This window comes from Aneurinibacillus tyrosinisolvens (assembly GCF_001015055.1).
Taxonomy (GTDB): Bacteria; Bacillota; Bacilli; order Aneurinibacillales; family Aneurinibacillaceae; genus Aneurinibacillus_A; species Aneurinibacillus_A tyrosinisolvens.
In genome coordinates this window covers 152,935-166,522 of sequence record NZ_BBWZ01000001.1, presented here as the reverse complement: position 1 = coordinate 166,522, position 13,588 = coordinate 152,935, and the positions used below count along the sequence as shown (strand labels likewise).

The 13,588-nt window shown below is 52.1% G+C and carries 15 protein-coding genes and 2 pseudogenes; all 17 read right to left on the bottom strand.

What is annotated here, in order from left to right; translation table 11 throughout:
- Window positions 1–435 precede the first annotated feature (435 nt).
- Entirely contained in the window at window positions 436–1,173 is a 738-nt protein-coding gene (locus MBEAL2_RS00780; RefSeq protein ID WP_047150421.1) for a DUF4230 domain-containing protein, read from the bottom strand.
- Window positions 1,174–1,275: 102 nt separating this feature from the next.
- Window positions 1,276–2,234: pseudogene (gene cbiB / locus MBEAL2_RS00775) on the bottom strand (adenosylcobinamide-phosphate synthase CbiB).
- A 3-nt stretch (window positions 2,235–2,237) separates the two neighbouring features.
- Window positions 2,238–2,945, bottom strand: coding sequence for an adenosylcobinamide amidohydrolase (locus tag MBEAL2_RS00770; RefSeq protein WP_047150420.1), 708 nt, complete (start codon window positions 2,943–2,945; stop codon window positions 2,238–2,240).
- The gene (locus MBEAL2_RS00765; protein ID WP_052947338.1) at window positions 2,942–3,811 is read right to left on the bottom strand and encodes a GHMP family kinase ATP-binding protein; all 870 of its coding nucleotides are present in this window, start codon (window positions 3,809–3,811) and stop codon (window positions 2,942–2,944) included. Before MBEAL2_RS00765 ends, MBEAL2_RS00770 begins: the two co-directional genes overlap by 4 nt.
- A gap of 43 nt (window positions 3,812–3,854) precedes the next feature.
- The gene (locus tag MBEAL2_RS00760) at window positions 3,855–4,442 is read right to left on the bottom strand and encodes a histidine phosphatase family protein (RefSeq protein WP_047150419.1); all 588 of its coding nucleotides are present in this window, start codon (window positions 4,440–4,442) and stop codon (window positions 3,855–3,857) included.
- On the bottom strand, window positions 4,439–5,182 hold the full coding sequence (cobS, locus tag MBEAL2_RS00755; RefSeq protein ID WP_047150418.1) for an adenosylcobinamide-GDP ribazoletransferase: 744 nt from the start codon (window positions 5,180–5,182) through the stop codon (window positions 4,439–4,441). The genes MBEAL2_RS00760 and cobS overlap by 4 nt, the downstream gene beginning before the upstream one ends.
- On the bottom strand, window positions 5,179–5,727 hold the full coding sequence (cobU, locus tag MBEAL2_RS00750) for a bifunctional adenosylcobinamide kinase/adenosylcobinamide-phosphate guanylyltransferase (protein ID WP_047150417.1): 549 nt from the start codon (window positions 5,725–5,727) through the stop codon (window positions 5,179–5,181). Before cobU ends, cobS begins: the two co-directional genes overlap by 4 nt.
- Window positions 5,728–6,111, bottom strand: a complete 384-nt coding sequence (locus MBEAL2_RS33880; protein WP_369405447.1) for an aminotransferase class I/II-fold pyridoxal phosphate-dependent enzyme — start codon at window positions 6,109–6,111, stop codon at window positions 5,728–5,730.
- Between the two features lie 8 nt (window positions 6,112–6,119).
- Window positions 6,120–6,829: pseudogene (locus MBEAL2_RS33875) on the bottom strand (pyridoxal phosphate-dependent aminotransferase).
- On the bottom strand, window positions 6,830–7,378 hold the full coding sequence (cobO, locus tag MBEAL2_RS00740) for a cob(I)yrinic acid a,c-diamide adenosyltransferase (RefSeq protein WP_047150416.1): 549 nt from the start codon (window positions 7,376–7,378) through the stop codon (window positions 6,830–6,832).
- A 16-nt stretch (window positions 7,379–7,394) separates the two neighbouring features.
- Window positions 7,395–8,057: a uroporphyrinogen-III synthase gene (locus MBEAL2_RS28730; RefSeq protein WP_052947337.1), complete on the bottom strand. Its 663-nt coding sequence runs from the start codon at window positions 8,055–8,057 to the stop codon at window positions 7,395–7,397.
- Window positions 8,057–8,887, bottom strand: a complete 831-nt coding sequence (cobA, locus tag MBEAL2_RS28725) for a uroporphyrinogen-III C-methyltransferase (protein WP_236692649.1) — start codon at window positions 8,885–8,887, stop codon at window positions 8,057–8,059. Before cobA ends, MBEAL2_RS28730 begins: the two co-directional genes overlap by 1 nt.
- A complete protein-coding gene (locus tag MBEAL2_RS00730; RefSeq protein WP_047150415.1) occupies window positions 8,877–9,542 on the bottom strand; it encodes a precorrin-2 dehydrogenase/sirohydrochlorin ferrochelatase family protein in 666 nt (221 codons plus the stop codon). Before MBEAL2_RS00730 ends, cobA begins: the two co-directional genes overlap by 11 nt.
- Window positions 9,539–10,933 carry a cobyrinic acid a,c-diamide synthase CobB gene (locus MBEAL2_RS00725; protein ID WP_047150414.1) on the bottom strand — a complete coding sequence of 465 codons (1,395 nt, stop codon included), beginning with the start codon at window positions 10,931–10,933 and terminating at the stop codon, window positions 9,539–9,541. The genes MBEAL2_RS00730 and MBEAL2_RS00725 overlap by 4 nt, the downstream gene beginning before the upstream one ends.
- Window positions 10,934–10,954: 21 nt before the next feature.
- Window positions 10,955–12,103, bottom strand: coding sequence for a cobalt-precorrin 5A hydrolase (locus tag MBEAL2_RS00720; protein WP_082129677.1), 1,149 nt, complete (start codon window positions 12,101–12,103; stop codon window positions 10,955–10,957).
- A complete protein-coding gene (gene cobM, locus MBEAL2_RS00715) occupies window positions 12,100–12,876 on the bottom strand; it encodes a precorrin-4 C(11)-methyltransferase (protein ID WP_047150413.1) in 777 nt (258 codons plus the stop codon). The genes MBEAL2_RS00720 and cobM overlap by 4 nt, the downstream gene beginning before the upstream one ends.
- Window positions 12,873–13,586, bottom strand: a complete 714-nt coding sequence (cobI, locus tag MBEAL2_RS00710) for a precorrin-2 C(20)-methyltransferase (protein ID WP_047150412.1) — start codon at window positions 13,584–13,586, stop codon at window positions 12,873–12,875. The genes cobM and cobI overlap by 4 nt, the downstream gene beginning before the upstream one ends.
- Window positions 13,587–13,588: the final 2 nt, after the last annotated feature.

Here is a 13,588-nt window from a genome sequence, read left to right as displayed (position 1 = left end):
ATTAAAAAGAAACCCCAAAGATATTTTTAAGGTTTCTATCGTATTATTTATGCTTAATTATCTTGATTATGAAGTCTATAAACCAACCAATTATGAACCATCCAATTATATTTACCAAATACCAAAAGATCATTCCGTTTCCTAAATACATTGTCTCTTATATACCAAGAATAATCTTCTAAGAATAGTAAATGTGGACTTGTAAGAAACAATAGTAAATTCCCATCGTCACGTCCCGAAGCATTAAACACAGAAGTAATGGCAGCAAGTTGAATAAAAGCAAAAAATTTTACAAAAAGATCCAACAAAAAATATTTGATGATATATGTAGCGGTAAAAGAGGTCTTTTTATAGGACAAAAAAGGATAGGTAAAGCAGATAACTACCTGCTTAAGTCTATCCTCTATTTTTAACTTATAATGTGTTAGTTTCTCGCTATTTAAACGCTACATTGACCTGGTATCCGACCGGCTTGTAGATCTGCTGCAGCACCTTCACCGCTCTATCCTCGGCAGCCTGCAGCACCCCGCTCACCGCAGCTTCCTCGCGAATCTGTTCCCGTGCCCGCGTTAGCAGATGCTGCTGTTCCTCAGGCGTCAGCTTTTCCCGAAAAACCTCCTGGCTTGAAAACGTCTTTACTTTGTCGATATCAATGTTCGGTTCCTGGAGAAAATCCGCGCGCGGCAGCAGAACGGTAATCTGCTTGTTACTTCCGTCGATGCTAATATCGGATGGCGTCAGCTTCGTTAAATCAATGCCGACAAGCAGTTTGGCCGGCACATCAATATGGAAGAAGCGCTCCGTCCCCGGTACTTTCATATTGTAAAACTGGTACGCATCCTGGCCTTCGAGCGTGGTGGTTACAACCGCTTCTGCTGTCGTCAGGTAGGATAAATCATGAATCTCCTGCACTACGGTCTGACTTGTAACATCCGGAGAGTTAAAAAAGGTTTTGCCGCTCCATGCACCTGCGCCGAGCAAAGCAAGGACCGTAAGCGCGATAAGAGAAATCTGCCGTCCTTTCTTCATCCACTTCCGTGCCGGGAAGAACGTCCGCCAGGAACGCTTTTTATTCCGCTTCACTTCAGGATAAGGCAATCGGTAAATTTTCGCACCGGTTGATTCCTCGCCGCTATGCCGCGTCTGACGAGCTATTTTATTCTTGTTGTCCACCTATCATTCTCCTCCTGTTACCTCTTTTCGCCGTTTCTTTTCTATGTTTAATTTGACGCGGGACACAGAAAAAAGTCGCTTTTCTTTATTGCTGAATTTCGTTTAGATGGCTTCGGCAGCCATGCGAAAAAGCAAACAAAGAAGCAGGAATAAGAACGAAACAAGGTGCATCATGCTCACCGTTTCTTTAATGTCGTTTGCTTGAATGGGGCGCGCCGCATCCCCCATTTTTGCTCTGTTGGAGGCAATCCCCTGGTAATAATTCACGCCCCCGAGTTGAATACCCAGGCTCCCGCCACACCTGCTTCGGTAAACCCGCTGTTCGGGCTCGGATGGAGGCGGGCGTCCCGGCGAATGACAGCAAAGCACTTCCGCCAATCGAGCCGCATCATCCAGCTGACAATAACGAGGACGATGGCGGCCAGCCGGGCGGGAATATAATTAACGGCATCATCGAAACGGGCGGAGGCCCACCCCAGGTTGGCGTACCGTTCATTTTTATACCCTACCATAGAATCGAGCGTATTCGCCGCGCGATACGCCATCGCGAGCGGAGCGCCGCCAAGCGCCGCATAAAGCAGCGGGGAAACAATGGCATCGACAATGTTTTCCGCTACCGTTTCCACGGCTCCGCGGGAAATTTCCCGTTCATTTAAAACTTCGGTGTCTCTGCCGACAACCATGGCCAGTGCTTTTCTGGCGTTTTCTACTTTTTCCTTCTTCAAATGCCGGTAAATTTCCATTCCCGCCTCTCCCAGCCCCCTGGCGGCGATCGTAGTAGAGATGAGCCAGGCTTCCGCCGCCCAGGCCAGCCACGGATGAATGAAAGCCAGCCCCTTAAGGAAAAGCCAAACAAGCAGAAAGCTGCCTCCAACCAAAACAAGCGGGAACACGATCCCTATTCTTTTCAGTTGATCTTCGCGGAATTTCTGCCTGCGGATTTTTTTCTCCAGCCAGGCAATGCATTTTCCCATATACACAACAGGGTGCGGCAGCCAGCGGGGGTCCCCGACAAGAAGGTCAAGCAAATAAGCGGCCAACAGAATCATTACATGCTCCATTTGCTACGCCTCTCCCTGGGTAACGACCGCTTCGTACACTGTTTCATACACAAGCCTTCCGATCGCGTTGCCAATCGTTGTCGCCGCCCCGGCAAACTGGTGCGGCACGCCATACTCCTGCCGCTGGCTTACAGCCAGAACGACGGCATCCGTCGTCGTTCCCGTAGCCAGTTCTCCGGATTCCTCCCGAATGTTTAAATCCTGGAGAGCAGCCGTTTTTGCCTCTGTTGCCGTGACGATTCCGTTTACCATAGCTGAAGGGGTCATGTTCGCATCCAATAGGAGAAAAACATTAATCGTCCCGCAGCGGTAAGCGGAAAACGTCTCTCTTTGCCTTCCGGCACGCGCGCCGTTTCTCGTTCCCGCCGTGGCACAGCAAATCATCCGAAACTTATCTCCCACGTCCTCAGCAATCGAAGCGTGCGTAATTTTTGCGGCTGTTTGCAGCCCAACCGTTTCGTCCGGAGGGTAGCCCCAGGCAGCAACCTGGCTGTGCATCATGTCAGCCGGGTCCTCAGAACGGTAATTAAGAGGAACTTTCCAGTTTACAAAATGGGAAGCGGTCGCCATCCCACCCTGCCAGAGCGCGTTGCTGAACACCGTCAAAACCTCCGTTGTTTTGAACAGCAGATGGTCTCCTTTATAATGAACAGAAACATCCGGCCAGACAAGGGATGGATGCATGTTTCCCGTGCGGAACGGCTGTGTCATACGGTGACCTTCTTTTCATTCCCGGCACATTGGAATACGTAGGTGGACTGGGTTCGATCCGTAATTTTCTGCATAATATCTGCCGTTTGCTGTTTACAGGCCGGAGATTGTGCATCAAGCAGAATCCCTGCCAGCGTTCCACTGTGCGCAATGACAACGCCAAGCCCTTTTATTTCCCGGCAAAGCGCAGCAAGCTCGGAGAAATACGGATGGCCCAGGTGCTTCTGGTGCATTTCGGCGCTGCGGGTGGAAATATGTCCGATAAGCTCACTATCTCCCATTCGAAAAGCTTCCTGAAGTTTCTGTAAAAGAAAGGCATACTCCCTCTCTTCCTTATATGAATAGGCGATCCGGTTCTTATTAAAGGACACGGTATCTACTTTGCCCCCCTTATCAATACCTACGATGGTAAGCGGGGGAAGAGAACCGAGTGAAGCAAACATCTCTCCTTTATGATGCCGATAGGCAACAATCTCTTCATACATAATTCCGTCTGTAGGTTCAATGGAGACGAGAAGGGAAGAAATATGCTCGGGAAGCAAAGGCAGATGATACGCTCTTGCCACAGCCCGGCATGCCGCCACCATATCCGCTGTGCTTGTGGCAAACCCTTTTCCTTCCGGGAGAGACTGTTCAAGCAAAAGCGTGCCATGAATAGGAATTTCGTATTTTTCCGCCATCCGGCGAATCATGCGCCGTACTTTAATCTTCTGGGGAGAAGTAACGAGTTCTCCTCCGGAACCGGGGTAAAACGTCGCTCGTACATAGCTGGCTACAGGGAGTGAGACAAGGAAGGGCGACCCCTCCAACTGGCCCTGCAGCAGCTCGCCAAACGTATGGCAGGCAATGCCTGTGGTAGCTTTCATATTCCTCTCCTCTTTCCTCTCCATGTTTTTCTTTTCTCTCTAGTTAACGAACAGGTACCCAGCCTGCCTGTTCATGCCATTCTGCTTTCAAAATCTTTCCGTGGCGTACATTCGGAACATACCAGAACCGTTTGCCATCCCCCTCCAGCCAGGCGGCCTGAAACCAGCGAATCGGCCCGCCGTGGCTGACAAGCAGGGCCGTTTCATCAGGCTGCATTTCTTTTTGCAGGCGGTGCAGCCAGTTGTCCAGGCGCTCTCCCAACTGGGATAAGGTTTCTCCCTGGGGGGGAGAAACTTCATATGGATTCCCATACCATCTCTCAATATGTACTTTATTCTCTCTTATGATCTCATCATACGTCTTCCTGTCCCACTCTCCGAAATCCAGTTCCCGCAGCGCACTCGTTAAAACTGGCTTGATTCTCTGTTTGTTTCCTATTGTATGTGCGGTTTCAACACAGCGAAGTAAGTCGCTCGTATAAATCCGGGTTATGTGCTCACCGGACAGCGTTTCAGAAGCGGCGGCAGCCTGCTCTCTCCCCGAAGGAGCCAGTGGGGCATCATAATGGCCGAGGTACCGGCCCTGGATATTGTCTTCGGTTTCACCGTGCCGTACCCAGATCCATCTCATACAAGAAACCTCTCCGCGATCACGATAAACAGCAGTACATTCAATTCTATCCACTCTACGAGCGCGCCGTAACAGTCCCCTGTCAGCCCTCCAAGGCGGCGGGAGACATTCCGCAGAAACAGCCACCCTGTAACAAAAGCGGCAGCAAGCACCGCGCCACCGGCCCATCCGTAGAAAAAAATTGCAAAAATGCTTGTGAAAAGAAACCCGGCAAGAACGAGCCAGCCTGTCAATCCGCTGCGCAGTCCCGTCCCCATTCCCCTCTCTGTAATATAAGGCCAGAACCAGATAGCCGCAACAAGAGAAAATCTTGCAATAAAAGGAGGAAGGATAAGCCAGAAAAAGGAACGGGACGCTGCGATTTCGTACAGTGCCGTTCCCTTTATCATAAATAAAACAATCGCGGCTGTAACGCCCATGGCGCCCACCCGGCTGTCCTTCATAATTTCAAAAATCCGTTCCCTTGTCCGGCTGCTTCCCAGTCCATCAGCCAGATCCATCCACCCATCGAGATGAAGCCCGCCGGTGATAAAAATCCAGAACGATAGCACAATAACAGCCGCCAGCGGGAGGGGAAACACATACTGCGCAAGCAAAAAAGCTCCCCACAGTATCGTACCGATGAGCAGACCGACAACCGGGTAGTAAGCAACGCTTTTCTCCCAGTCTTTCGTTTCTGCGCTCAGGCGTGGAACAGGAATTCTTGTAAGGAAGGCAATCGCGTGAAACAGAGGATTCATGCCGAAGCCCCCTTCAGCTTTACCGGGATTCCTGACAGCACGGCGTATACGTCATCCGCCTGCTCTGCAAGGTGCTGGTTGGCTTCGCCGAGAACGTCCTGGAACCAGCGGCCCAGGCGTGACATAGCGATCCCCCCCAGGCCTGTTTCACTGGAAACGATGACAACCGTCCCCGGATAAAACCGGAGCGCTCCTACCCATTCTTCTACCTGCCGCAGGATTTGTTCTGTCACCTGTTTGTCGCGCCATTTCTCCTCCGGAACCCGGAGCAGCAAATTCGTCACCCAGGTTGATACGCAGTCAAACAAAACAGTGTCATAGGCTTCATACTGTGAAACGGAGCCGGGAACATCATAAGGGACCTCAAGCAGCCCCCAGGCGGCAGGGCGCCTTGTTCGATGAAGGAGGATGCGCTGCTCCATCTCCGCATCCGTATTGACTCCCGTTGCGATATAGAGGACCGAATCCCCCTTCTCCCGTGCCAGTCTCTCAGCGAAGGCACTCTTGCCCGATCGCACCCCGCCTGTAATAAAAACAATGCTCACTTAACAGCCCTCTCCTTCTTCTGCGATGCCGGCCAGAGCGTCCAGCAGCCGATCATTGTCTTCCCGGCTCCGGACAGCGATGCGAAAATCGCGTTCGGTTAACCCGGTATACATGGCACAGCTTCGAATCATAATCCCCTTTTTGCCAAGTTTTAATTGGAGCTCTCCCGCGGTCTGGTGCGGATGAAGGCGGATGAGAAGAAAGTTTGCCTGTCCAGGCCAGACGTGCCAGCCAAAGCTTTCCCGAATACGCCGGGATAAATAGGAACGCTCCCCCGCAATCAGCTCCCGTGTCTTCCTTTCGTATTCAGGCTCCGCACAGCATGCTTCCCCTGCCGCAAGCGCCAGGCCGTTTACACTCCAGGGCACCTGTTTTCGCTTCATCTTTTGGATCAATGAAGCAGGCGCGATACTAAAGCCAAGGCGCAGCCAGGTATCGCATAGAATTTCGTCATAGAGCGAAGCAGGATGACGCTGGAATAGCGGTGAAGTCGATCTATCAATGTGACCTGCCTGTCCGGCGGCAAAAAATCAAGAAACGCCTCATCTACCACCATATAGGTATGCAATTGTTCTGCCCAGTCAGCCATCCTTACCAGGCATCCGTATCGTACATCATGCCGGTTGGGTTATTCGGGTGGCCGATGAACACCATATCCACAGCTTCAAACAGCGGGTACAACTCATCCGGGTCAGGGAGAAATTCTTTCTCAGCCTGTCCGGTGCATCCGTGTACAGAGGCGCCAAACGCCTCCGCCAGCTGCTTATATTCCAGAAATGACGGGTAGATCACCCCTACTTTTTTCGGGGCAAAAGCAAGAAGGACGAGCGAAATGCATTCCGCCGCCCCGTTCCCCACAATCAACATTTCTTTTTCCACGCCGTATTTTGCGGCGAGCAGCGCAGTGAGAGAACGATGAGCCGGATCAGGATAGTGGACCATATGTTTCATCTCTTCCTGTATTCTCTCCAGTACGCGAGGCGGCGGGCCCAGCGGATTAATGTTGGCGCTAAAGTCGATAAGCTTCTCTTTTTCCACGCCGAACGCGGCAGAAGCTGTCAGCAAATCGCCGCCATGCCCGAATTTTTCAATGTGGCCCATTTAAAATTCAATCCCCAGTACTGCCGGAATGCCTTCTTCATAGTAGTGCTTCACCGGCTTCATTTCTGTCACAAGGTCAGCCCTGTCGATGATTTGCTGCCTGGCGCTGCGCCCGGTAATGACCATGTGCATGCCGTGCGGCCGGCTTTCGATCAACTCAAGCACCTCCTGGAGCGGAAGCACGTCTTCGATCGGAAATGTGCTGATGGCCAGGGCATTGTTCAATTCATCAAGGATAACGACATCATAAGCGCCGCTCGTTACCTTTTCTTTTGTAAAAGCCCAGGCCGTTTTCAACGCTTCTCTATGCTCCTCGGGCGTTTTCAGCCAGGTAAACCCGGTGCCCTTCTGATAGATTTCGATGCCGATTTTATCGAATATGATTTTCTCGCCGTATGTCCGCTCCGGCGACTTAATAAATTGAATAATAAGCACACGTTTGCCGCGGCCGGCCGCACGTACGGCGAGGCCGAGTGCAGCCGTTGTTTTTCCCTTGCCATCTCCTGTATATACAAGTGTTAATCCTCTGTTTTTATCCGGTTTCCCCATGCCGTATCCCCCGTTTCTATCGTATCCTTACTGTATTTCGCTGAAGATACTGTATCAAATCCTCAGGTGAAGGGGAATCCGGCAGCCCGCTAATCCGGTATCCTGCCTTCTCCACCGCTGCTGCTGCTTTTTCCCCCATACAGACGATGCATACAGCACATAAAATAGAAGCCGGGTTCACTCCTGCTTCGGTTAAGGAGCTTATTAGAGTGTGAACCGAAGCGGCGCTTGGAAAAACAACGGTATTCACCTTTTCTTCTTCAAGCAGCCGGATCATATTCCTGCTGTATTCTTCGGCTTCTTTTTTCTCATAGATAGCAAGAACCTTGCAATTGCCTCCTGGCGGTGCATACGCATTCAAGCGGCTTACCGTGTTTTTTTCACCTATGATGAGCGCGCTTTCGCCGGATAACTTCTCTTCTATATTGGCTGACGAGAAACCCATCCTCCACAGTTTTCTTTTTGTCCGCTCGGACAGCGTGTAGAAGTGGGCCCGTACCGCACGAATGTCGAGTTCCCGTTCACGCAGCCGTTGAAAGAAGAAATCAACACTCTCGGGAGATGTGAAGAGAATTTCATCATACTCAGCAATCGATGCGAGCACGGCATCCGTTTCTCCTGTGTAGAGGGGGCGGACAGAAAAAGCGGGATATTCGATGACATCGGCTCCTCTATCCATTAGCATGTCTGCAAGGCGGCCAGGTTCCCCGCCCGTGCGCGCCAGCAGAATTTGCTGCCCGAACAGAGGTTTTTTTCAAACCAACTGATCGTTTCACGCAAACGTACGATTTCGCCGACAAGAATGATAGCGGGATTGGAAAAGCCGGACTTGTCTACTTCTTCCACAATCGATGCAAGGGTTCCTGTCAGCGTCTTCTGCCTGCCCATTGTTCCCCAGCGGATAAGCGCAATCGGCGTTTCCGGAGCGCGGCCGTGCGCAATCAGCTGTTCACAAATATGGGGCAAATTCGCAATCCCCATATAAAAGGCGATCGTATCCACCCCGGCGGCAAGAGCAGCCCAGTCAAGGGAAGGCTTGCCGTCCGCCGATTTGTCGTGCCCTGTGACAATAGCAAACGTTGTGCCGTATTCGCGGTGCGTGACAGGAATGCCTGCATAAATCGGCGCCGCGATGCCGGCGGTGATACCGGGAATAATTTCATACTCAACCCCATGTGCCGCAAGCTCAGCGGCTTCCTCACCAACGCGGCCGAATACCCCGGGGTCTCCCCCTTTAAGGCGGACAACACTCTTTCCTTCCAGAGCTTTTTCTACAAGCAGCGTATTAATTGATTCCTGGCGCAGGGTGTGCCGTTTGGGCAGCTTGCCGCAGTAAATAAACTCCGTGTCCGGACCTGCATATTTCAGGAGGCGCGGGTTGGCCAGCCGGTCATAAACCACGACATCAGCGGCCTGCAAACATTCCATTCCGCGAATGGTAATAAGCTTCTCATCCCCGGGTCCCGCCCCCACCAGATATACTTTTCCTGTCTTCATGTTAACCTTCACTGCCTCCCCCTCTATCCGTTTTCACCTGTTCCAGTAAATCCTCCTGCAGCCGCTGCAATCCCTCGCTGTCTTTTCGCCGGGCATATTCCATAAATTCATCGCCTAAGAGCCGCTTAAAAATGATCCGGCGGCTTTCCTGGCAGGGCACCGTTCGCAGTACGGACTCCCTGGCCTGCGCCAGAAAATCAATATAGGCTTCATACCACTCGTCATACCGGCTGCCGAGATCCTGCTTGATTTTCCTTGCCAGTCCCGGGCTTGCCCCGTTTGTGGAAACGGCAATCGTAAGCTTGCCCCGCCGAAAGTAAGACGGCATCGTAAACGCACTGTCCGCAGGGTTGTCGGCAAGGGCGACCAGTTGATTGGGCGCAGCCGCCCTCCGTACAGACAGATTGACTTCTCCATCGTTTGTGGCGGCAAAAATGAGGAACGCACCAGCAAGATCAGCCGGTTCAAAACGCTTTTCTTCCCATACAATGATGCTTCTATGTGCAAGCTCTTGCAGCTCTTCAATAACAGCCGGACTTATTACGGTTACAAGCGCTCCGGCTTCCAGCAGGGAGGAAACTTTCCCTGCCGCTACTTTCCCGCCGCCCACCACGATGCACTTCTTATTCCGTATGTTTAGCATGACAGGGAGCAAAAAATCACTCATACACGATCCCTGTGCACTGTGCTTTCTTTAAAAGACAGGCAGGCTTCCATCCAGCGTTTCACAAATTGCGGCTGGGAGGCGAAATGGATGTGCGTATAGCCTGCCACAAGGTTTTGGATGAGCACCCCTTCCTGCTTGCTCCCGAACCTGCCCTTCGTTTGATAGGCCGGAACGATACCGCCCCCCGGCTCGAATGTGGAATAATGAAATTCGTGGCCGCGGGCGCTTTCTCCCTCTCCAAGCAGAAAATTCCCTTCCATTCCCGTCACTTCTCTGTAGCCGAGCGCTGCCCGTTTCGTCTGCATGCGGGTCCGCCCCGGAATCAGGCCGACCATCGGGTAACCCTGTCCGTCACTTGTGACAATCTCTTCTGTTAAATACATAAACCCGCCGCACTCTGCAAACGCGGGCATGCCTCTTTCAATCGCCTGGCGTATCGATTCCCGGCTTTCCTGCGCACCGGCAAGCACGGCGGCAAATTCTTCAGGAAAGCCACCGCCGATATAAAGGCCATCCGCGTCATACGGTACGGTTTCCCCGGCCAGCGGGCTGAAGAAAACGCATTCCGCACCGCCTGCCTCCAGCATTTCGATATTTTCCGGGTAATAAAAATTGAAGGCCGCATCCCTGGCTACCGCAAGCTTAACAACCGGTTTCCCCGCTGCTTCCCGGAAAAGGGGGGCCTGCACCGCTGGAAGCGGCTGCGAGACGGCCAGGTCAATAATCCGGTCTAAATCAATGCTTTGCGAAACGATTTCGCCGATCCGCTCAAACAACGGATCAAGTTCTCCCCGTTCCACAGCCGGAAGCAGCCCCAAATGCCGTTCCGGAATCGCAATATCAGGCGTCCGTACAATCGTACCGAGCACAGGAATCCCGCATTCCTGCTCTACAGCCGCCTTAATGATTTTGCCGTGCCCCTCACTGCCTGCGTGATTGGCAATGACCCCAACGATGGGAACAGCCGGATTGAGCGCCTGGAACCCTTTGACAACAGCTGCCGCACTGCGGGCCATGCTGTGGACGTTGAGCACGAGGATGACCGGGGTGCCGGTGAGCAGGCTGATTTCAGCCGTGCTGCCCGTGTCCTCTGTCGGACTTTTCCCGTCATATAACCCCATAACGCCTTCTATAATCGAAACATCCGCATCCCTGCTGCCCCGGTGGAGAATTTCCCCCACGGTATCTTCGGGCAGCATCCAGCTGTCCAGGTTGCGGGAAGGCCTGCCGGTAATGGCCGTATGGTAGGCCGGGTCGATGTAATCTGGACCGCATTTAAATCCCTGAACAACGAGCCCCTTTTGCCGCAGGGCAGCCATTAAGCCCAGTGTAATGGTCGTTTTGCCTGCCCCGCTTCCCGTTCCTGCGATAATAATTCTTCTATCTCCCAAAAGGGGACACCACCCTTCCTTCTAGTAGGAAATCAATCCGACCGATATTGTTACATTGCCTGATTTTCTCTTTACGAGTTCAAGCGTATTTGTTCCTGCATATCGTTTACACGCCGGCTCGCTTACCCCGTAAGCCCCCGTATATTTAAACACCGTTTCCGACGGATCTTCTATCATGATTTCATTTAGTTCTTCCGGTGTATAGCAAACAAACTCCCATTTGTATTTGCCGCAAACTTCGATAAGTCCCGCTTCGTCTTTCTTTAGATCGATTGTGCAGATCGCTTTTACGCTCTGAATCGAAATTTGAAGTTCATCTAATGTTGAATGGATGACCTGTTCGATTTCCTCTGCCGACGTCCCCCGGTTGCAGCCCATTCCAAGGACAACGACTTTCGGACGGTATAGCACACCATTGCTCAGAATCGGCCTTTCTTCAGGCGACAGCACACGATGTGTAACGACAAGCGCCGCATTCGGGGCGGCGCGAAGCGCCTCGTTGATCGAAGGATAGACTTTCAAGGAAGCAGGCATCGGCGTATCGTGCATCCACCAGTCTTTCTCCCCTGATTCCTGTACAATGGCGACGTGTTCTTCGTTTACAACCGACGCGCTTACCGGCGTCAGCTTCTTCTCCGATTCAGCATCCCATTCCCAGCCGAACCGCCTGCCAAATAAATCGACCGGAATTGTTTTTTGCACATCGGAAGCCGTTGTAATAACGGGCTGTGCCCCGAGGATAGCGGCTATTTCCTGCGTCAGTTCATTCGCCCCGCCGAGATGCCCAGACAGGACGCTGATGGCAAATTGCGCCCGGTCATCCACTACCACGACGCCCGGATCGACCTTCTTGTCCTTTAACACGGGCGCAATCATCCGGACGACAGCGCCAAGTGAAATAAATACAATGATACCATCATAAGCAGGAAAAAGCGCCGGAAAAAGCAGGCGCACCGTTCCTGTAAACATTTGAATTCCCTTCTCAGCTTCATCCCCGCGTTCGAACTTGCTCATGTAGTACAGGTCGGCACCGGGAAACTTGTTAAAGAGCGTACGGGCCCTTTCAACGCCATGGCGGGTAATCGCAACGATCGCATATCTGCCTGCCTGCCGGATAGAGGGGATTTCTCCCTCCTGCAGCTCGATCATGCTGTTTTTCACTTCGTTCATGACGGGATCCCCCGGCGGAATCTGTGGGTGAACTCTTTATCGTACAATTTAGAGCGGAATTGGTCAGTATCGGTAATGTGCGGATCAAGCGCCCATCCGGCCAGAATCATTGCCTGTGAACGGATGCCGTTCGCCCGCATATCTTCCGCAAGGTGCTCAAGCGTAGAGCGGACAATTTTCTGATCAGGCCAGCTGGCCCGGTAAACGACAGCGACCGGAGTTTCCGGACTCCAGCCTGCTTCCAGGAAATCGTCCACTACTTTTTTTACAAGCGTGGCACTTAAGAACAGGGCAATTGTGCAATGGTGGGAAGCCAAATCCTTTAGCTGCTCACGTTCCGGTACAGGCGTACGCCCCTCCGCCCGTGTTAAAATGAGCGTCTGGGTCAAATCAGGTACGGTAAGTTCAGCACCAAGCGCTGCAGCCGATGCAAACACGGAGCTGACGCCCGGAACAATCTCATATTCCACGCCGCGCTGTTTTAAGAGAACCATCTGCTCGAGAATCGCCCCGTATACCGCCGGATCCCCGGTATGGACACGGGCAACCATTTTGCCCTGCTGCACCCGGTCCGCCATAATTTCCACCATTTCCTCAAGCGTCATTCCGGCTGTTTTTATAACTTCGGCACCAGCACGGGCACGATTTACTAATTCCTCATTTACGAGAGAATCCGTCCACAGCACAACATCGGCCTCTTGCAGCAAACGCAGCCCTTTTACCGTAATTAAATCCGGATCTCCAGGACCTGCTCCTATGATATATACCTTCATTTTCTCACCACCATCAATGTTAAGTACTCTAGCTCAAGACCTTTCAATTCGGCTACGTTCGGCCATACAACCTCTTCGCCTGATGTTACTTTTGTAACGACAGAAGCTTTCTCCGCCAGGCCAAGTTCATTTAACACATCAATCATGACATCGATGACTTTTGCCACCTTGATGAATACGACACAATCGTGGTTCAGCAGTGCTTCCTTCATCTCCTCGCGGTTATCCGTTGCCGGAATGACGGCTACATGCTCATCCCCGTCCGCAAGCGGGAGACCCAGGCGGGAAGCCACGCCGTTTATCGAAGAAATGCCGGGAATGGAAATGATTTTTATTTCCGGGTGCTGCTCCTGCATGAGCCGCATCATATGAATGAATGTGCTGTACAGCATCGGATCGCCTTCTGTAATGAAAGCCACATCACTGCCGGCTGCGAGCCGGTCGTACACTTCCCGAACGGTGTTATTCCATTCCCTCTCTAGGATGTCTTTCTCTTTCGTCATCGGGAACACAAGCCCCAGCATTTCCTTTTCCTGCTGATCAATGTATTGTTCAGCAATAAGATAGGCATAACTCTTGCTTCCCTTGAGCTTTCGCGGATACGCGATAACCGGCGATTCCTTCATCACCCGGTATGCTTTCACCGTTATCAGTTCGGGGTCTCCCGGTCCGACACCTACTCCGTACAGTGTCCCTGTTGCTGCTGTCATTG

Coding starts and splice junctions, on each gene's coding strand:
- MBEAL2_RS00770 (WP_047150420.1), bottom strand. CDS start 2,945: ATGACACAGCCGTTCCGCACGGGAAACATGCATCCATCCCTTGTCTGG.
- MBEAL2_RS00765 (WP_052947338.1), bottom strand. CDS start 3,811: ATGAAAGCTACCACAGGCATTGCCTGCCATACGTTTGGCGAGCTGCTG.
- MBEAL2_RS00760 (WP_047150419.1), bottom strand. CDS start 4,442: ATGAGATGGATCTGGGTACGGCACGGTGAAACCGAAGACAATATCCAG.
- cobS (WP_047150418.1), bottom strand. CDS start 5,182: ATGAATCCTCTGTTTCACGCGATTGCCTTCCTTACAAGAATTCCTGTT.
- MBEAL2_RS33880 (WP_369405447.1), bottom strand. CDS start 6,111: ATGAAGCGAAAACAGGTGCCCTGGAGTGTAAACGGCCTGGCGCTTGCG.
- cobO (WP_047150416.1), bottom strand. CDS start 7,378: ATGGGGAAACCGGATAAAAACAGAGGATTAACACTTGTATATACAGGA.
- MBEAL2_RS28730 (WP_052947337.1), bottom strand. CDS start 8,057: ATGGATAGAGGAGCCGATGTCATCGAATATCCCGCTTTTTCTGTCCGC.
- MBEAL2_RS00730 (WP_047150415.1), bottom strand. CDS start 9,542: ATGAGTGATTTTTTGCTCCCTGTCATGCTAAACATACGGAATAAGAAG.
- MBEAL2_RS00720 (WP_082129677.1), bottom strand. CDS start 12,103: ATGAACGAAGTGAAAAACAGCATGATCGAGCTGCAGGAGGGAGAAATC.
- cobM (WP_047150413.1), bottom strand. CDS start 12,876: ATGAAGGTATATATCATAGGAGCAGGTCCTGGAGATCCGGATTTAATT.
- cobI (WP_047150412.1), bottom strand. CDS start 13,586: ATGACAGCAGCAACAGGGACACTGTACGGAGTAGGTGTCGGACCGGGA.